The 17,823-nt window shown below is 61.5% G+C and carries 14 protein-coding genes, 1 tRNA gene and 1 pseudogene; 7 read left to right on the forward strand and 9 right to left on the reverse strand.

Features of this window, described 5'->3' with window-relative positions; translation table 11 throughout:
- Window positions 1-165, forward strand: a pseudogene (locus EDD52_RS24045) (IS5/IS1182 family transposase); the annotation flags it as partial.
- 117 nt (window positions 166-282) lie between these two features.
- Here EDD52_RS24045 and EDD52_RS16585 read toward each other — a convergent pair.
- The 8 genes from EDD52_RS16585 to leuC form a co-directional block, all read right to left on the reverse strand.
- Window positions 283-359, reverse strand: a tRNA-Pro gene (locus tag EDD52_RS16585).
- Between the two features lie 45 nt (window positions 360-404).
- Window positions 405-1,352 (reverse strand): DMT family transporter, encoded by a 948-nt coding sequence (locus tag EDD52_RS16590; protein ID WP_132247028.1) that lies wholly within the window; start codon window positions 1,350-1,352, stop codon window positions 405-407.
- A gap of 99 nt (window positions 1,353-1,451) precedes the next feature.
- The gene (gene leuB / locus EDD52_RS16595) at window positions 1,452-2,558 is read right to left on the reverse strand and encodes a 3-isopropylmalate dehydrogenase (RefSeq protein WP_132247030.1); all 1,107 of its coding nucleotides are present in this window, start codon (window positions 2,556-2,558) and stop codon (window positions 1,452-1,454) included.
- A 123-nt stretch (window positions 2,559-2,681) separates the two neighbouring features.
- Window positions 2,682-3,821: an endonuclease/exonuclease/phosphatase family protein gene (locus EDD52_RS16600; RefSeq protein WP_243651981.1), complete on the reverse strand. Its 1,140-nt coding sequence runs from the start codon at window positions 3,819-3,821 to the stop codon at window positions 2,682-2,684.
- Window positions 3,822-4,025: 204 nt separating this feature from the next.
- Window positions 4,026-4,631, reverse strand: a complete 606-nt coding sequence (leuD, locus tag EDD52_RS16605; protein ID WP_132247032.1) for a 3-isopropylmalate dehydratase small subunit — start codon at window positions 4,629-4,631, stop codon at window positions 4,026-4,028.
- The gene (locus tag EDD52_RS16610; RefSeq protein ID WP_132247034.1) at window positions 4,610-5,371 is read right to left on the reverse strand and encodes a class I SAM-dependent methyltransferase; all 762 of its coding nucleotides are present in this window, start codon (window positions 5,369-5,371) and stop codon (window positions 4,610-4,612) included. The genes leuD and EDD52_RS16610 overlap by 22 nt, the downstream gene beginning before the upstream one ends.
- Before the next feature lie 40 nt (window positions 5,372-5,411).
- The gene (locus EDD52_RS16615; protein WP_132247036.1) at window positions 5,412-5,741 is read right to left on the reverse strand and encodes a hypothetical protein; all 330 of its coding nucleotides are present in this window, start codon (window positions 5,739-5,741) and stop codon (window positions 5,412-5,414) included.
- Window positions 5,738-7,156 (reverse strand): 3-isopropylmalate dehydratase large subunit, encoded by a 1,419-nt coding sequence (leuC, locus tag EDD52_RS16620; RefSeq protein WP_132247038.1) that lies wholly within the window; start codon window positions 7,154-7,156, stop codon window positions 5,738-5,740. Before leuC ends, EDD52_RS16615 begins: the two co-directional genes overlap by 4 nt.
- 286 nt (window positions 7,157-7,442) lie before the next feature.
- Between leuC and EDD52_RS16625 the strand changes: the two genes are divergently transcribed.
- From EDD52_RS16625 to rlmH, 3 genes are all read left to right on the forward strand, one after another.
- The gene (locus EDD52_RS16625; protein ID WP_132247040.1) at window positions 7,443-8,804 is read left to right on the forward strand and encodes a mechanosensitive ion channel family protein; all 1,362 of its coding nucleotides are present in this window, start codon (window positions 7,443-7,445) and stop codon (window positions 8,802-8,804) included.
- A 206-nt stretch (window positions 8,805-9,010) separates the two neighbouring features.
- Window positions 9,011-9,493 (forward strand): ribosome silencing factor, encoded by a 483-nt coding sequence (gene rsfS, locus EDD52_RS16630; protein WP_243651982.1) that lies wholly within the window; start codon window positions 9,011-9,013, stop codon window positions 9,491-9,493.
- Between the two features lie 3 nt (window positions 9,494-9,496).
- Window positions 9,497-9,967, forward strand: coding sequence for a 23S rRNA (pseudouridine(1915)-N(3))-methyltransferase RlmH (rlmH, locus tag EDD52_RS16635; protein ID WP_132247042.1), 471 nt, complete (start codon window positions 9,497-9,499; stop codon window positions 9,965-9,967).
- Between the two features lie 114 nt (window positions 9,968-10,081).
- On the opposite strand, the gene EDD52_RS16640 is transcribed toward rlmH, so the two are convergent.
- The gene (locus tag EDD52_RS16640; RefSeq protein ID WP_132247044.1) at window positions 10,082-10,885 is read right to left on the reverse strand and encodes an undecaprenyl-diphosphate phosphatase; all 804 of its coding nucleotides are present in this window, start codon (window positions 10,883-10,885) and stop codon (window positions 10,082-10,084) included.
- 218 nt (window positions 10,886-11,103) lie between these two features.
- Between EDD52_RS16640 and EDD52_RS16645 the strand changes: the two genes are divergently transcribed.
- From EDD52_RS16645 to gltB, 3 genes are all read left to right on the forward strand, one after another.
- Window positions 11,104-12,537: an NAD(P)-dependent oxidoreductase gene (locus tag EDD52_RS16645; protein ID WP_132247046.1), complete on the forward strand. Its 1,434-nt coding sequence runs from the start codon at window positions 11,104-11,106 to the stop codon at window positions 12,535-12,537.
- A 141-nt stretch (window positions 12,538-12,678) separates the two neighbouring features.
- Window positions 12,679-13,110 carry a GFA family protein gene (locus EDD52_RS16650; protein WP_243651983.1) on the forward strand — a complete coding sequence of 144 codons (432 nt, stop codon included), beginning with the start codon at window positions 12,679-12,681 and terminating at the stop codon, window positions 13,108-13,110.
- Between the two features lie 151 nt (window positions 13,111-13,261).
- Entirely contained in the window at window positions 13,262-17,800 is a 4,539-nt protein-coding gene (gltB, locus tag EDD52_RS16655) for a glutamate synthase large subunit (RefSeq protein WP_132247048.1), read from the forward strand.
- Window positions 17,801-17,823: the final 23 nt, after the last annotated feature.

The following is a 17,823-nucleotide window of genomic DNA, read 5'->3' on the forward strand; positions in this document are numbered from 1 at the left end:
AAGGGCACCACCGGCGATGCGATCTTCGCGGTCCTCTGTGGCTGCGGTCACAACATCCGCAAGATACTCGCCCACCTCCGGGCCATTTGGGCTGCAGTCATCTGCTGGCTTGCGGCCCACCTGAAGTCGCCGACAACGCGAATTCCTGTCGCTCAGGCGGTCTGAAGGCGTTGTTCAAAGCCGACTAACTATTGAACCAAACCCTCTCCGGTAAACCCGGGGCGGTTCAGGACCGCCTCCCCACAAGGGCAAGCGCGACACTGGACAATCTCTCGAAAATTCTGGTCGGAGTGAGAGGATTCGAACCTCCGGCCCCTGCCTCCCGAAGACAGTGCTCTACCAGGCTGAGCTACACTCCGACCGTAGGGCGCGGATTAAAGAAAGGTCGGAGCTTTGGCAAGGGTCTAACCGCGCTGTTTTGCCCGTCGAAGCATATGCGTGATGCGGAAACTTGCGGCCGTGGCACCACGCGATCGGGTGCGCAGGACCGGCGTGTTGTCGGACCGTCCGCCGCGGCTTTCCCGAAAGACGATGTAGAGCCCGGACGCTATGATCACCGACGTCCCGACTATGGTTGCGCGATCTATCGATTCGTTGAAGAGCAGAAATCCGTACACAGTTGCCCAGATGATTTGAGAGTACTGCATCGGTGCCACGATTGCGGCTTCGCCATTCTTGTAGGCCGCGATGAGAAACAGACCGGCGACGAAACCGAACAGGGAGATCACCCCGATGCCGCCAAGATGGAGAAGGGGCATTGGCTGATAGACGAAGCTGAGCAATGACCCCATGACGATGAAGTTGGCGGCCAGAGGATAGAGCATCAGCACAACGGACCGTTCTTCGCGGCCGATCTTGCGCACAATGATGGAGGCCAGCGCGCTGAAGATGGCAGCGGACAGAGCTGCGAGATGGCCCAGCGAGAGCTCTGACGAACCGGGCTGCAGGACAATGAACACGCCCGCCAGGCCCAGAATGACGGCGGCTCCGCGGTGCAGGCCGACCCTTTCTCCCAACATCGGGATTGCCAGGAGGGTGATCAGCAATGGCGAAGCAAACAGGATCGCATAGGTCTGGGCCAGTGGCAGGACCGAGAAGGCGTAGAAGGCAGACATCATTGTGATCAGCGTGCAGAGCGTGCGCAGAAGGATCCACCAGGGGTGGACGGGGCGCAGGTTTCCCTGCGTCTGATCACCCATCAGCATGAAGGCCACCAGCGGAAAGGATGTCAGCGACGAGAAAAAGATGATCTGGACAGGCGAATAGATCGCGCCCAGGAATTTGATCACGACGTCATGGGTAGCGTAGATGGCAAAGGCTGTCAGGGCGTAGAGCACGCCTTTCAGGTACATGTGATCGTCTTTCCTGCGCGTGTTCCGCCTTTAGACTGCATGATTGGCGCTCTCGGGCAAGCCTGAACGCCAATCATGCAGAGGTTTTCGGGCCTATGCTTAGAGGCTGGCCTCCAATGCGGCCAAAATAGCATCGCCCATGCCGCTGGTGGAGACGGGTGTTGCGCCTTCCTCGCCCAGCAGGTCAGCTGTGCGCAGGCCATCGGCGAGCACCTTCTCGACCGCCTGTTCCAGACGGTCCGCCTCTGCCCCTTTGTCAAAGCTGTAGCGCAGCGCCATGGCGAAACTGAGAACGCAGGCGATCGGGTTGGCCTTGCCCTGACCTGCGATGTCGGGGGCCGAACCGTGCACCGGCTCGTAGAGCGCTTTGGGGCGGCCATTGTCCATCGGCGCGCCAAGCGAGGCAGACGGCAGCATGCCAAGGCTGCCGGTCAGCATCGCTGCGGCATCCGACAGAAGATCGCCGAACAGGTTGTCGGTGACGATCACGTCGAACTGCTTGGGCCAGCGGCAAAGCTGCATCGCGCCCGCATCGGCATACATGTGGCTCAGCTCGACATCGGGGTATTCGGTGTCGCCGATTCTCTGAACGACTTCGCGCCACAGAACGCCGGATTCCATCACGTTGGCCTTCTCCATCGAGCAGACCTTGTTGCCGCGGCGGCGCGCCAGTTCGAATGCCGAGCGTGCGACACGTTCGATCTCGGACTCGGTATAGCGCTGGGTGTTGATGCCGACGCGTTCATTGCCCTCCTGGATGATGCCGCGCGGCTCGCCGAAATAGATGCCGCTTGTCAGTTCGCGCACGATCATGATGTCCAGACCTGCGACCACATCCCGCTTGAGCGAGGAGAAATCGGCCAGCGCGTCGAAGCACTGTGCCGGACGCAGGTTGGCGTAAAGATCCATTTCCTTGCGCAGGCGCAGCAGGCCGCGTTCTGGTTTTACGCTGAAATCCAGATCGTCATATTGCGGGCCGCCGACAGCGCCCAGCAGGACGGCGTCAACTTCTTGCGCGCGGGCCATGGTTTCATCGGTCAGGGGGGTGCCATGAGCGTCGTAGGAACAGCCGCCAACCAGACCTTCGCTGACGTCGAAGGGCATGTCACGCTTTTCGCCATACCAATCGATGATGCGGCGCACCTCGGCCATGACTTCGGGGCCGATGCCGTCGCCGGCGAGGATAAGAAGCGAAGGGTTGCTCATGGGCGTTGTCCTTTGTCGATGCTTTGCCCATCGCCCTATCCATTGGCGTGGGAAGCGTCAAGAAACGAAGGGCGTTTCGCAAGCCTTCGTGGCGCCTTTGCGGGGCGCGGACAGTCGGTTGCGCTAAGGGTCTGTATCGACGTCGACCCAGACCAGCTTGTGCGCAATCGCGGGCTGATGGTCCTCGGTCGTCTCCCATGCGACGCCGGATGCAAGCACCCGCATGTCACTGTCGGGCAATATGTAGCTGACCCGCAGGTCGCCGGGTTCGGGGTCGGGCCAATCCACGGTGTCGGCGGCATGTTCGCCCCTGCGCGACGGGTGGGTTGGGCGTGGGTCCTGAAACCGCGGGTCGCCCAGCAGACGCAGCAGGGCAGAGCGGCGGCCTTCGCCCTTCTGCGGGTCGGTGTTGGCATCGCCGATCAGCACAAACTGCCCTTCGGGTGGCGGCTCGCCCAGCAATCCATCAAGCCAGGCAAGCCAAAGCGCTGTCTCATCATGGTTGCGTCGCCCGTTGCGGTCCTCCGGCCCGTCAAAGACCGGCGTTGTCGCATGATAGACAAGCACCCAGAGCACAGCGTGCCCCGTGTCCAGCGGCACCGCCCAATGGCCCACGGAACTGAGCCTTTGGATCGCTGCGGCATCCTCTGTCAGCGCGGCATCTGCGATGTGGGTGCCGGGAAAATCCCGCCACAGTATCGCGCTGAGGTCGATTGCGCCGTCCAATACGGGAAGGCGAGAGAGCAACGCCATACCGCCCTCACCTGCGTACATGCCATAGCCTTGCGCGTCCCGTGGCCCACCAAGCCGCCGGTCGCCATCCATGTCCACGCCCGTGGCCATGCCCGTATTCGGACGAAGCGAGAAACGTTCGGGCATCGCATGGCCTGCCACTGCCAGCCGTGACTGGAACGCGGCAAGTGCGGCACTCCCCGCGTCATAGTCGAAATTCGTCAGCACAAGGATGTCCGGCTTTGCGACAACGATCCCCTCAACCACCGCGGCAATTTCCGCATCCTTCCCCTTCAGGATGTCGCGAAAGAGCAAGCCCGGCCCCCTGCGCGACAGCGGCGCATGCCAGATGGCGAACCTCAGCTGTTCGGCGGGGGCGTCGGGCGCTGAAAGGAAAAGCGTGCAGAAGCATACGACGAGGCAGGCAAGCGTCCGCTTTAACCTGTCCGGGCCGGCCATTGCAGAGCCGGGACACGAGGCCGATTGGCAGGAACGCCTGCGGTAGTCGGGCTTGTTTGTGGTCGGTGCCATTTCTCTGCCGGGGTGATCCAGATGAAATTGCGGCGCAGGGTCAGCCGCGTGCGCGCCGTATGGAATGGCAGAAAATTGCTGAAGATGTGGTTAATGCCCAGACGCATGAGCGCGCCAGTACCGGCACGCACCGCAATCAAATCGGGCGCCGCCTGCGGATAGGCGACGCCCGGGACATGAAGGCCCTTCAGGCGCTAAGCATCTTCAGACCCAGGGGCGGGCTTGTGCTGCTGCTGCTTCGAACGTGTCGATGGCCGCGGCCTTCTCCATTGTGAGGCCGATATCGTCCAACCCTTCGAGAAGGCAGTGTTTCTTGAAGCTGTCGACCTCGAACGAGAACACATCACCGTCCGAGCTCGTGACGGTCTGATTTTCCAGATCAATCGTCATCCGCGCGTTCGAACCCTTCTCGGCATCCGTCATCAGCACGTCCACAGCCTCTTGCGGCAGAACGATGGGGAGGATGCCGTTCTTGAAGCAGTTGTTGAAGAAGATGTCCGCAAAGGATGTCGAGATGACACATTTGATGCCGAAATCCTTCAGCGCCCATGGCGCGTGTTCGCGCGATGACCCGCAACCGAAATTGTCACCCGCGACAAGGATTTCCGTCTCGCGATATTGCGGCTTGTTGAGCACGAAATCCGGGATCTCGTTGCCTTGCCGATCATAGCGCATTTCGTCGAAGAGGTTCACGCCAAGGCCCGAACGCTTGATCGTCTTGAGGAACACTTTCGGGATGATCATGTCCGTGTCGATATTGACAAGCGGCATGGGCGCCGCGATGCCTGTCAGTTTTTGAAATTTTTCCATCGCTTCAGTCCTTGAACCTTGTTCGCGGCCGGGCCGCGCTTGGTGACCACGAAAACTTCGCGGAACTTGCCCAGAACGCCCAGGTAAGGGTCGTTCAGGGTGATTACTTCGACGCCACAATCCTTGGTCCATTGCAGGATCATGTTGGCCAGATCCTGCCCGTAATGGAACGTGACTGGCGCGCCTTTCTTGTCGATCGGGTTGCCGTGATATTCCGGCTCGAACAGGAAATGGACCTGCCCCTGATCGTCGTAATAGCCCCACCGCTGGGTATGCACCAACTCCTCGTAGACAGGGGTGGTGAAGATTATCTGCCCGCCGGGACGCAAGGTGCGCTCCATTTCCTCGAAGCATTTGTCGGGATGGTTCACATGTTCCATCACATCGAGGTGGCAATGCAGATCGATCGAATTGTCCTCGAAGGTCAACGCTTCGAGATTTTCGCAACGTGTCCCTTCATGAATGCTGCCCAGCGGCGCATGCGGGAAGTATTGCGTCGGTATGTAGTTCGGACACGCATCGCGTATCCGGGTTGAGACCTTGCGATCCGCCGGGCTGCTTTCGTGGATCACTTTCGTGCGCCAATCCGGCTGGGCGCGTTCGAGCACATAGACGAAGGCCCTCTCTCTCGGGATCGATTTGCAATGCGCGCAATGCAGAAAGTCGCGAAACCAATCGTTTTCACTGGTATATGTGGTCGCATGCGAACAGACCGGGCAGGTTCCTGAAAAACTGTGCATCAGGCGCTGGCCAATCCATGCGGTGCGATATGCTGACTGATCAATTTGGTTCCTCCCAATCCGCCAAAGATGCGCTCTGACGGCGCTTCTGAAAAAGCGTTGATGGCCGTTCCAGATCGTTCTTTGTGCGTGCGTGCCATGCCTTCATCCGGGAGCCCGCGCCGCTTTGCCCGTCCTCCGAATGAAAAACGAGTTTGTTCAGCGAACCCATGGCTTCAGACCTGCTGCGGCCCCCTTCGCGCTGCGATGAGGCATCGGGGACAAGGAGGACGTGCCGGAATTCCTCCGGCCAGCCCCGCTTCACCCGTGCTTCATCGAACAAGCCAAGTAGGTTCCGCAGCAGTGCATGAATTCGCTGAATATCCGTCATGCGGTCTCGGTTAACAGGTCCCGGACATCGGTCAGATGGCCAGTGATCGCCGCGGCTGCGGCCATCGCCGGAGACACGAGATGCGTGCGGCCCTTATAGCCCTGTCGCCCTTCGAAGTTGCGGTTCGAGGTGGAGGCGCAGCGCTCGCCCTCGGACAGCTGGTCGGGGTTCATGGCAAGACACATGGAACAGCCTGCAAGGCGCCATTCAAAACCGGCCTCCTTGAAGATGTCGGCAAGGCCTTCTTCTTCGGCTTGCGCACGCACAAGGCCAGACCCGGGGACGATCATGGCACGCATGCCGTCCTTGATCTTCTTGCCCTTCAGGATGGCGGCCGCTGCCCGCAGGTCTTCGATCCGTCCGTTCGTGCAAGAGCCAATGAAGACCGTGTCGATCTGAATGTCGGTCAGCTTTTGTCCGGGGGTCAGGCCCATATAGTCCAGCGCGCGTTTGGCGGCCTCGACCTTGCCACCTTTGAAATCCTCGGGCGCAGGGACCGTGGCGCTGATCGGAAGCACGTCCTCGGGCGAGGTGCCCCAGGTCACGACGGGCTCGATCTCTTCGCCTTTCAGCGTGACGACCTTGTCCCAATGGGCGTCGTCATCGGAATAAAGCGTTTTCCACCATGCCAGCGCGGCCTCGAACTGGGCGCCTTTGGGGGCGTGCGGGCGGCCTTTGACATAGGCAAAGGTCTTTTCGTCCGGTGCGATCAGGCCAGCGCGCGCGCCGCCCTCGATTGCCATGTTGCAGACGGTCATCCGGCCTTCCATCGAAAGGTCGCGGATCGCTTCGCCGCAATATTCGATGACATAACCGGTGCCACCGGCGGTGCCGGTCTCGCCGATCACGGCGAGGGTGATGTCCTTGGCGGTCACACCGGGCTTCAGCTTGCCGGTGATCTCGACCTTCATGTTCTTGGATTTCTTCTGGATCAGCGTCTGCGTGGCCAGAACATGTTCGACCTCGGACGTGCCGATGCCATGCGCCAGCGCGCCAAACGCACCATGCGTGGCGGTGTGGCTGTCGCCGCAGACCACCGTCATGCCGGGAAGCGTCCAGCCCTGTTCCGGTCCCACGATATGCACGATGCCCTGGCGGACGTCCGACACCGGGTAATAATGGATGCCGAAATCACGCGCGTTCTTGTCAAGCGCGGCGACCTGGATGGCGCTGTCTTCGGTCATGTTGGCGGGATTTTCGCGGCCGGCCGTGGTGGGCACGTTGTGGTCGGGCACGGCAATCGTCTTGTCCGGCGCGCGCACCTTGCGGTTTGCCATACGCAGCCCCTCAAAGGCTTGCGGGCTCGTTACTTCGTGCACGAGATGGCGGTCGATATAAAGCAGGCAGGTGCCGTCTTCGCCTTCATGGGCAAGATGGGCATCCCAGATTTTGTCATAAAGCGTCTTGGGGGACATCGGTCCTCTCCGTTTTTGATAGAATGTCGGGTCGCATATACGTGCCGCAGCACAGGCCGCATGCAGGCGGACAGGTCAGGCCTGTAGTCGGGCCAGCACAGTGTGCGTGGACCCGAAGAACCGCTCGCGGAGGCGGGCGCGGTCGCAGATATCGAAAACCAGTGTCATCCTGTGCCAGATACAGGCCCGGACCGAGTCTATCAAGGGCACAATGACGCGAAAGCCTTGCGCCAAAGCGGTCTGGGTGCCACGCTGGCCTACCACGCCAACGACGTTTAGGATCCCGATGGAGCAAGAGCTTCTTTCCAACCCTTCCGAGCTTCTGGAGTTGGGTCAGTCCCTTCTGGGCCAGGCGGAAGCCCTGTTCTACAAGCTCCTTCGTCCGTGGAACGCGTATCAGCTGGCCATCGCCTTGGGCCTGTTTCTCGTCGCGAGCCTTCTTGCGCGGGCCATGCGGCCCCGGATGCACGAATGGATGAGGGCCCGGGAAGGTTGGCCCAAATGGCGCATGCGTATTCTTGTCGTCACGCATCGGCGGCTGCGTATGATCTTCTTTGTTCTGGCCATTTCGCTGGTTGCGGGCGTGATGCGGGAGGTGACCTGGCCATCGCGGTCCTACATCCTCGTCATCATCGCGAATCTTTCCACAGCCTGGCTGATCATCGTGTTCGCGACGCGGTTGATTGCCAATCCGCTGCTGAGGTCGCTGGTGCGATACGGTGCCTGGGCATGGGTTACGCTGCGGATTTTCGGGCTGACGGGCGAGGCGCAGCAAATCCTGGACAGCGCCGCAGTATCGGTCGGGGAGACCCGGTTCTCTTTGTGGTTGCTGCTTCAGGCGGCGGTGATGCTGGGTGTCCTGATCACCGTGGCACGTTTCATATCAAAGGCAACAACAGAGCAGATCCGCGCCAACGAGGATATCTCGCCGTCGATGCAGGTTCTGGCGGTGAAATTCCTGCAGGTTATCCTGTTCGGCGCCGCGTTCTTTTTGGGGTTGCGCCTGGTGGGGGTCGATCTGACGGGGCTGGCTGTGCTGTCGGGCGCAATCGGTGTTGGCCTTGGCTTCGGCCTGCAAAAGGTGGTCTCGAACCTTGTGTCAGGGGTGATCATCCTGCTGGACAAGTCGATCAAACCGGGGGACGTGATTTCGCTGGGGGAGACCTTTGGCTGGATCAACTCGCTGGGCGCGCGATATGTGAGCGTGGTCACGCGGGACGGGAAGGAGTACCTGATCCCGAACGAAGACCTGATCACCGGGCAGGTGGTCAACTGGTCCCATACCAACGACTTTGTGCGCCTCGATATCTTTTTCGGGACGGCCTACGGCGATGATCCACACAAGGTTCGGCAATTGGCGATTGACGCTGCGAAATCGGTCGAAAGGGTGCTGAGCTTCAAGCCGCCGGTCTGTCACATCGTTGGCTTCGGGGACAGCTCCGTCGACTATATCCTGCGATTCTGGATACGGGATCCGACGGGTGGGCTGACCAATATTCGAGGGAACGTGTATCTGGCGCTATGGGATGCATTTCAGGAACATGGCGTATCGATCCCCTTTCCGCAGCGCGAAGTCCGGATGCTTGAAGATCCCGTCGGGCACGCGGAGGTCGGGCACGCAGGGAAAGAGGCGCATCCGGGCGCGTGAGACGCCTGCAGTTGCGCGCGCATGGCGCACGCCCGGGGTGGTTCACCTCCTCAGCGGCCCCAAGGGCCACTTCCTCGGCGAAGCCCGCGTTTGCGCGGGCGGGCTCTTGCAGATGCTTGTTCATTCGGCTTAATGCCTGCGTTTGCCGCAATGTGATCGGCAACAGCGCTTGAATTCCGGCATGTCATTGAGATTTTACCTGCCAAGTGCTATCTATAGACGTACCCGGCGCCGGGGCATGGCGGCGCATTGACAGCAAGGAGGACGCAGTCCTGTCTCTTGGAATTGACGCGGCACCTGCCGCTGATCATGCGGCCCCGATCGCGGGCAGCTATGTGGATGTATCTAGCGAGGAGCTTCTCGCCGGCATCCTTCACTCACTCGAAGACAGCAAGGCCGAGGACATCGCGCAGATCGATCTGCGCGGGAAAACGGCCATTGGCGATTACATGATCGTCTGCAGCGGCCGGTCTTCGCGCCAGGTGGCCTCCATCGCGGAGCGGCTGGTGGACACTCTCAAGCAGGATTATGGCCGCCTTGCCAAGGTAGAAGGCAAGGAAACGGGCGATTGGGTGCTGGTCGATACCGGCGATGTCATCGTGCATGTCTTCCGTCCCGAAGTGCGGGAGTTCTACCAGTTGGAAAAGATGTGGCAGAGTGCATCTGGCGGTACGTCTGACCGGCGCTGACGCATGCGGATCCAATTATGCGTGGTGGGCCGACTAAAAGTCGGTCCCGAGCGTAGCCTTATTGATGATTACCTGAAGCGATTTGATCGGATAGGCCGTGGCCTGAGCCTCGGGCCTGCCACGGTTTCCGAAGTCGAGGATCGCAAAGGCGGCGGGATGGGCGCCGAGGCTGTGTTGCTGAAGCGGGCAGTGCCGTCCGGAGCGCGGCTTTGCGTGATGGATGAGCGCGGCAAGGCCATGAGCTCTCCTGCATTTTCCGAGATGATCTGTGGATGGCGCGACCAAGGTGCGCAAGATGCGGCTTTTGTGATCGGTGGCGCAGATGGCGTTGATCCGGAACTGCGTGAAAGTGCAGATAATGTGCTGTCTTTTGGCAAGATGGTTTGGCCGCATATGCTGGCCAGAGTGATGCTGGCAGAGCAGCTTTACCGTGCTGCCGCCATTGCGGCGGGAACCCCCTATCATCGGGCTTGAAAAGGGTTGCGCGCTGTTGACCGCGCGCCCGGGTTCCGCTTGTCAGCGACCTGAAGGTCTCTTCCGCGCGGAAGTCCTCGGGCCTTTGGGCCCGCATCCATGCGGCGTATTTCCTCAGCTGTAGGCGATGAACAACAGGATCACCCCGAAAAGGATCCGGTAGACCACGTAAGGGGTGAAGCTGACAGACCGGAGCAGTCGCATCATCAGCCAGAGGGCGCCAAGTGCTGCGACAAATGCCATCGCTGCGGCGATGGCGCCGTCGCGGGCTGCGGCAGCGTTTGCAGTTGTTGCGACCTCCAGCCCCAGCAGGGTGCCGGAGGCGAGGATTGTCGGGATCGACATCAGCATTGCGATCCGCGCGGCATCGGAGCGGTTGTAGCCCATGCGGCGTGCGCCTGTGATGGTGATGCCGGAACGTGATGTGCCGGGAATGAGCGCAACCGCTTGCCAGAGGCCCAGCTTGAGCGCCTCCCATGGGGTCCAGTCCGCGGCTTGTTTGTGGTCCTTGCCCGTTCGGTCCGCCCACCAAAGGACAAGGCCGAATACCAGCATTGACCAGGCGATCACTGTCACAGAGCGCAAAGCATCGTCCAGTCCGGTCAGCTTCATGCCAAGACCCGCCAGAATCACAGGGACGGTTGCGATGGCAAGGCAGAGCGCCAGCTTTGCGCCCGGTGTGTCGACGCGCCCTCGCAGCAGCCGACCGGTTCCCGCCAACGCTTCGCGCACATCCGCCCAGAAATAGAGCACAACGGCAAAAAGCGTTCCGACATGCACGGCCACGTCGATTACCTGTCCCTGATCCTCCATGCCGGTTAAACTTGGCAACAGAATCAGGTGGCCAGAGCTGGAAACCGGCAGAAATTCGGTAATGCCCTGGATCAGCGCCACGAGCATGAGGTGGAAGACAGGCATGTCATGGCCTTTCCAGTGTTCACTTGTGTCTCGTATAAGGGTTTGCTTTCGCAAGGAAAGCATGAATATAGGGCCGGAACGATACCTATTTTGTAAAGAAAAATGGCCGACAGTGTGACTTTTGGGTAAGTTTTTTCAATATAGGTAAGTAGTTCTGACTTTTCTTCCATTCCGACCTTGCGTAGTAAGGCGCGGAGAGTGGATGTTGGGAGCGTGACATGGCTGAGCAGCCGATGTTGAAATTCGTGAAGATCGACCGGGATATGCCGGAGAAGCGGGATGCGGATCAGCGCAACCACGACTTTCACGAGATCTATGCCGAATATGCCGATGCAAAGGCCAAGGAGCAGTCCAGCCGGTGCAGTCAATGCGGCGTGCCGTATTGCCAGAGCCACTGCCCGCTGCACAACAATATTCCGGACTGGCTGCGCCTGACGGCGACGGGTCGGCTGGAAGAAGCCTACCAGGTCAGCCAGGCCACCAATACCTTCCCGGAGATCTGCGGACGCATCTGCCCGCAGGACCGTCTGTGCGAAGGCAATTGCGTGATCGAGCAGTCCGGCCACGGCACCGTGACCATTGGGGCAGTCGAAAAATACATCACCGATACCGCCTGGGAGAAAGGATGGGTGCAGCCCATCAAGCCGGCGGCCGAGCGCGAGGAAAGCGTGGGCATCATTGGTGCGGGCCCCGGCGGGCTGGCGGCGGCGGATGTGCTGCGCCGGGCCGGTGTGCAGGTGACCATCTATGACCGCTATGACCGGTCGGGCGGGCTGCTGACCTATGGCATCCCCGGCTTCAAGCTGGAGAAGGACATCGTCATGCGCCGCAACAAGCAGTTGGAGGACGGGGGCGTGACCTTTGTGCTGAACTGCAATGTCGGCGAGGACATCTCTTTCGAGGAAATCCGTTCAAAACATGACGCTGTCATCATCGCGACGGGCGTTTACAAGACGCGCGACCTGCAGGGGCCGGGTTCTGGCGCGGCCGGAATCGTGCGGGCGATCGACTATCTGACCGCCTCAAACCGCAAGAGCTTTGGCGACGATGTGCCCGAATTCGACAGCGGCGAGCTGAACGCGGAAGGCAAGAAAGTCGTCGTGATCGGCGGCGGCGACACGGCGATGGACTGCGTGCGCACGGCCATTCGTCAGGGTGCCGAAAGCGTGAAATGCCTCTATCGCCGCGACAAGGCCAACATGCCCGGATCGCAGCGCGAAGTGCAGAATGCCGAAGAAGAAGGCGTGGAATTCGTCTGGCTGACCGCGCCGAAAGGCTTCACCGGCGATGCCGTCGAAGGTGTCATGGTCCAGAAGATGCGACTGGGCGTTCCGGACGCAACAGGCCGTCAGGCGCCCGAGGTGATCGAGGGTGCGGACTATGTCGAGGACGCCGATCTGGTCGTCAAGGCGCTGGGCTTTGAGCCGGAAGACCTGCCGCAGCTTTGGGGCACCGAAGGTCTGGAAGTGACCCGCTGGGGCACCGTCAAGGCAGAGTTCACAACCGGGGCCACCAGCCTGCCCGGCGTCTATGCCGTGGGTGACATCGTGCGCGGTGCGAGCCTTGTTGTCTGGGCCATTCGTGACGGTCGCGACTGCGCCGAAGCGGTGCTGGGCCAGTTCGCGGGCAAGGTCGCTGTCGCGGCTGAGTAGCGCCTGAGTTTTGGGCCTTTGGGGGCATTTGTACCGAAAATATGTACAAATGCCCTTTGACCGGGCGGAAGCCTTGAAAATCGGTGGATGGGTCAGTGCCAATGACCTTTGTTGTCGGAATCGTTACGGAAGGGTAAAGCCATGGAGGAGCGGACAGGTCAGTGCATGTGCGGCGCGGTTCGCTTTACCGCGCGGCTTGACCCGGCAAAGGCGCATGTCTGCCATTGCCCGCAATGCCGCCGCTGGGCCGGATCGGCGTTTTTCGGCGTCACCGTGGCCAAGGGCGACATGGCGATCGAAGATGCCTCTGCCGTGCGGACATTCCGGTCGTCTGACTGGGCCAGCCGGAGCAGTTGCGGCACGTGCGGATCGACGCTGTGGTACCGGTTTGATCAGGGCGAGGACGGCGCGGGCGATTACGAACTGGCCGTCGGTTTGCTGGATGATGCAAACGGGCTGGTGATGGAGCGCGAGATCTTTGCCGATGAGCGCCCCGACTGCTGGTCGCTGGTGGGCGACCATCCGCGGCTGAGCCGGAAAGAGACGCTCGCTGAATTTGGCATGGATGGGTGAGACGCCTGACCATGCGACGGATTGAAATTGCGGGAGCCGGGGGCAGCCCCCACGCGCCCGAGATATTTGGGAACCCAGGAAGGCAGGGGTCTTCGCCAGGGTTTCCGCTCATTCGCCGGTACGTGCCGGCCATTCATGGAGGACAAAGACCATGACCAAATATGATGCTGCATGGGTTGCCGCCGAAGAGGCAAAGCGCAAGTGGATGGCCGAGAATGGTCTTTATTCCGAGGAGGACGAGCATTCCTCCTGCGGGGTTGGTCTGGTCGTGTCGCTGGATGGCAAGCCTGCGCGCCGCGTGGTTGATGCGGGTATCAACGCGCTGAAGGCGATCTGGCACCGGGGGGCTGTCGATGCTGATGGCATGACGGGCGATGGTGCGGGCATTCACGTGCAGATCCCGGCGCCTTTCTTTTATGACCAGATCCGCCGCACCGGCCACGAGCCGCGCAGGGATGAGCTGATTGCCGTGGGGCAGGTGTTCCTGCCGCGCACGAATTTCGGCGCGCAAGAGACCTGCCGGACCATCGTGGAGACCGAGGTTCTGCGGATGGGGCATTACATTTATGGCTGGCGGCACGTGCCGGTGGACATCTCTGTTCTGGGGGAAAAGGCCAACGCGACGCGCCCCGAGATCGAGCAGATCCTGATTTCGAACGCCAAGGGTGTGGATGAAGAGACGTTCGAGCGCGAGCTGTATGTCATTCGCCGCCGGATCGAGAAGGCCGCCGCGGCGGTTGGTATTGGCGAGCTGTATCTGGCGTCGCTGAGCTGCCGGTCGATCATCTACAAGGGCATGATGCTGGCCGAGCAGGTTGCGGAATTCTATCCCGATCTCAAGGATGACCGGTTCGAGAGCGCCTTTGCGATCTATCACCAGCGCTATTCGACCAACACCTTCCCGCAGTGGTGGCTGGCGCAGCCGTTCCGCATGCTGGCCCATAACGGCGAGATCAACACGCTGAAGGGCAATGTCAACTGGATGAAGAGCCATGAGATCCGCATGGCCTCTGCGACCTTCGGTGACATGGCCGATGACATCAAGCCGATCATCGCCAACGGGGCGTCAGACAGTGCCGCGCTGGATGCGGTGTTCGAGGTGTTGGTGCGCGCCGGGCGCAATGCGCCGATGGCCAAGACGATGCTGGTGCCGGAATCCTGGTCCAAGCAGGCGGTGGAGCTGCCGCAGGCGTGGCGCGACATGTATTCCTACTGCAACTCGGTGATGGAGCCGTGGGACGGCCCCGCCGCGCTGGCGATGACCGATGGCCGCTGGGTCTGCGCGGGACTGGACCGCAACGGTCTGCGCCCGATGCGCTATGTCGTGACGGGCGACGGGTTGCTGATTGCCGGGTCCGAGGCGGGCATGGTGTCGGTTGACGAAGGCACGGTACGCGAGAAGGGTGCGCTTGGTCCGGGGCAACTGCTGGCTGTCGATATGAAAGAGGCCAAGCTTTACCACGATACCGAGATCAAGGATCGTCTGGCGGCAAGCCAGCCCTTCGGCGACTGGGTCGGCAAGATCAACGAGCTGGATGCAAAGCTGGCTGGCGTGCAGGAATACCCGCTGGTCACCGGTGCGGATCTGCGGCGGCGCCAGATTGCGGCCGGTTACACGGTGGAAGAGATCGAGCAGATCCTGGCGCCGATGGCCGAGGACGGCAAGGAAACGCTGGCCAGCATGGGCGATGACACGCCGGCCGCGGTTCTGTCGCGCAAGTACCGGCCGCTGAGCCATTACTTCCGGCAGAATTTCAGCCAGGTGACCAACCCGCCGATCGACTCCCTGCGCGAGTTCCGGGTGATGAGCCTGAAGACGCGGTTCGGGAACCTCAAGAACGTGCTGGACGAATCCAGCGCGCAGACAGAGATCCTGGTGGTCGACAGCCCGTTCATCGGCAATGGCGAGTTCGAGGAGCTGTCGCGGCATTTCAACGCCGAGCTGGCCGAGATCGACTGCACCTTCCCGGTGAATGCCGGGCCGGATGCGCTGCGTCAGGCGCTGGCGCGGGTGCGGGCCGAGGCAGAGGACGCCGTGCGTTCCGGCGCCGGGCATCTGACGCTGACCGATCACCATGCCGATGCCGACAAGGTGGCGATGCCGATGATTCTGGCCACCAGCGCGGTGCACAGCCACCTGACGCGCAAGGGGCTGCGGACCTTCTGTTCGCTCAACGTGCGCAGCGCGGAATGCATCGACCCGCATTACTTTGCGGTTCTCGTCGGCGCGGGTGCGACCGTGGTCAACCCGTGGCTGGCCGAATCCACCATTGCCGACCGGATTGACCGGGGCCTGATCGACGGCACGCTGACAGAGGCGATGGCCCGCTACCGTGCCGCCATCGACCAGGGTCTGCTGAAGATCATGTCGAAAATGGGCATCAGCGTCATCTCTTCCTATCGCGGCGGTCTGAACTTCGAGGCGGTCGGGCTGAGCCGTGCCATGTGCGCGGAATACTTCCCCGGCATGCTGAGCCGCATCTCTGGCATCGGGGTCAGCGGCATCCAGACCAAGGCCGAGGAGATCCACGCGCTGGGATTCCGCGGTGGTCAGGATGTGCTGCCCATCGGCGGCTTCTACAAGGCGCGCAAATCGGGCGAGACCCATGCCTGGGGCGCACAGAACATGCACCTGCTGCAGGCGGCGTGCAACAAGGCCAGCTTTGCCCTGTGGAAACAGTATTCCAACGCGATGCAGGCCAACCCGCCGATCCATCTGCGCGACCTTCTGGCGATCAAGCCCCTGGGCGACGCGATCCCGTTGGAGCAGGTGGAATCCATCACCTCGATCCGCAAGCGGTTCGTGACGCCGGGCATGTCGCTGGGCGCGCTGTCACCCGAGGCGCACAAGACGCTGAACGTCGCGATGAACCGCATCGGTGCAAAATCCGACAGTGGCGAGGGCGGAGAAGATCCGGCGCATTTCGTGCCCGAACCCAATGGCGACAACCCGTCTGCGAAGATCAAGCAGGTGGCCTCTGGCCGGTTCGGCGTGACGGCGGAATACCTAAACCAGTGCGAAGAGCTGGAGATCAAGGTGGCCCAGGGCGCCAAGCCCGGCGAGGGTGGCCAGCTGCCCGGCATGAAGGTCACGAAGCTGATCGCGCGTCTGCGCCATTCGACCGAAGGCGTCACGCTGATCAGCCCGCCGCCGCATCACGACATCTATTCGATCGAGGATCTGGCGCAGCTGATCTATGACCTCAAGCAGATCAACCCGCGTTGCAAGGTGACGGTGAAGCTGGTTGCCTCGAGCGGCGTCGGCACGATTGCGGCGGGCGTGGCAAAGGCCAAGGCGGATATCATCCTGATCTCGGGCCATAACGGCGGCACGGGCGCATCGCCCGCGACCAGCATCAAATATGCCGGTCTGCCGTGGGAAATGGGCCTGACAGAGGCGCATCAGGTCCTGTCGATGAACAACCTGCGCAGCCGCGTGACCTTGCGGACCGATGGCGGGCTGCGCACGGGGCGTGATATTGTCATGGCCGCGATGCTGGGGGCCGAGGAATACGGCATCGGCACCGCCGCGCTGATCGCGATGGGCTGTATCATGGTGCGTCAGTGCCAGTCCAACACCTGCCCGGTGGGCGTGTGTACGCAGGACGAAGCGCTGCGGGCCAAGTTCACCGGCAATGCCGACAAGGTCGTCAACCTGATCACCTTCTACGCGCAGGAAGTGCGCGAGATTCTCGCCTCGATCGGGGCGAAGTCGCTGGATGAGGTGATCGGGCGTGCGGATCTTCTGAGCCAGGTCAGCCGCGGTGCGGATCATCTGGACGATCTGGACCTCAACCCGCTGCTGATCCGTGTCGATGGGTCGGATGACATCGTCTATAACCGCGACAAGGAGCGGAACGCCGTTCTGGACACGCTGGATGCGGAAATCGTGCGCGATGCGGCGCGGTTCCTGAAAGATGGCGAGAAGATGCAGCTGTCCTATGCGGTGCAGAACACCGACCGGACGGTGGGCACGCGCACCTCCAGCCACATCGTGCAGAATTTCGGCATGCGCAACGCGTTGCAGCCCGATCACCTGACGGTGAAGCTGACCGGGTCTGCCGGGCAGTCGCTTGGGGCCTTTGCGGCGCCGGGGCTGAAGCTGGAAGTGTCGGGCGATGCCAATGACTATGTCGGCAAGGGTCTGTCGGGGGGCACCATCGTTGTGCGTCCGCCGATGCATTCGCCGCTGGTGGCTGCCGAGAACACGATCATCGGCAACACGGTTCTGTATGGCGCGACGGATGGGTACCTGTTCGCGGCGGGCCGTGCGGGCGAGCGTTTCGCCGTGCGGAACTCTGGCGCGAAGGTCGTGGTCGAGGGCTGCGGGTCCAACGGGTGTGAATACATGACCGGTGGGGTTGCGGTGATCCTTGGGCCGATCGGTGCCAACTTTGGCGCGGGCATGACCGGTGGTATGGCGTATCTCTATGATCCCGAGGGCAAGGCAGAGCGGGTTCTGAACCCCGAGACGCTGGTGACCTGTCCGGTGACGGTTGATCACTGGGTGGATCAGCTGAAAGGTCTGATCCAGCGGCATGCGGACGAGACCCAAAGCCGCCGCGCGCTGGATATCCTGCAGCACTGGGATTACGAGCAGGCCAATTTCGTGCAGATTTGCCCGAAAGAGATGCTGAACAAGATCGCCTATCCGCTGAGCGAGGAAAGCACCGCCGTTCCGGCAGAGTGATCCTGCCTTGGCAGGCGACAGGT

The sequence above is a fragment of the Primorskyibacter sedentarius genome (assembly GCF_004342065.1).
Taxonomy (GTDB): domain Bacteria; phylum Pseudomonadota; class Alphaproteobacteria; order Rhodobacterales; family Rhodobacteraceae; genus Primorskyibacter; species Primorskyibacter sedentarius.

What these genes read in the sequence shown, in the direction of transcription:
- EDD52_RS16645 (WP_132247046.1), top strand. Translation starts at nt 11,104, where the DNA reads ATGGCTGAGCAGCCGATGTTGAAATTCGTGAAGATCGACCGGGATATG.
- leuD (WP_132247032.1), bottom strand. Translation starts at nt 4,631, where the DNA reads ATGGAAAAATTTCAAAAACTGACAGGCATCGCGGCGCCCATGCCGCTT.
- EDD52_RS16590 (WP_132247028.1), bottom strand. Translation starts at nt 1,352, where the DNA reads ATGTACCTGAAAGGCGTGCTCTACGCCCTGACAGCCTTTGCCATCTAC.
- rlmH (WP_132247042.1), top strand. Translation starts at nt 9,497, where the DNA reads ATGCGGATCCAATTATGCGTGGTGGGCCGACTAAAAGTCGGTCCCGAG.
- EDD52_RS16625 (WP_132247040.1), top strand. Translation starts at nt 7,443, where the DNA reads ATGGAGCAAGAGCTTCTTTCCAACCCTTCCGAGCTTCTGGAGTTGGGT.
- EDD52_RS16650 (WP_243651983.1), top strand. Translation starts at nt 12,679, where the DNA reads ATGGAGGAGCGGACAGGTCAGTGCATGTGCGGCGCGGTTCGCTTTACC.
- EDD52_RS16640 (WP_132247044.1), bottom strand. Translation starts at nt 10,885, where the DNA reads ATGCCTGTCTTCCACCTCATGCTCGTGGCGCTGATCCAGGGCATTACC.
- leuB (WP_132247030.1), bottom strand. Translation starts at nt 2,558, where the DNA reads ATGAGCAACCCTTCGCTTCTTATCCTCGCCGGCGACGGCATCGGCCCC.
- EDD52_RS16615 (WP_132247036.1), bottom strand. Translation starts at nt 5,741, where the DNA reads ATGACGGATATTCAGCGAATTCATGCACTGCTGCGGAACCTACTTGGC.
- EDD52_RS16600 (WP_243651981.1), bottom strand. Translation starts at nt 3,821, where the DNA reads ATGGCACCGACCACAAACAAGCCCGACTACCGCAGGCGTTCCTGCCAA.
- gltB (WP_132247048.1), top strand. Translation starts at nt 13,262, where the DNA reads ATGACCAAATATGATGCTGCATGGGTTGCCGCCGAAGAGGCAAAGCGC.
- leuC (WP_132247038.1), bottom strand. Translation starts at nt 7,156, where the DNA reads ATGTCCCCCAAGACGCTTTATGACAAAATCTGGGATGCCCATCTTGCC.
- EDD52_RS16610 (WP_132247034.1), bottom strand. Translation starts at nt 5,371, where the DNA reads ATGCACAGTTTTTCAGGAACCTGCCCGGTCTGTTCGCATGCGACCACA.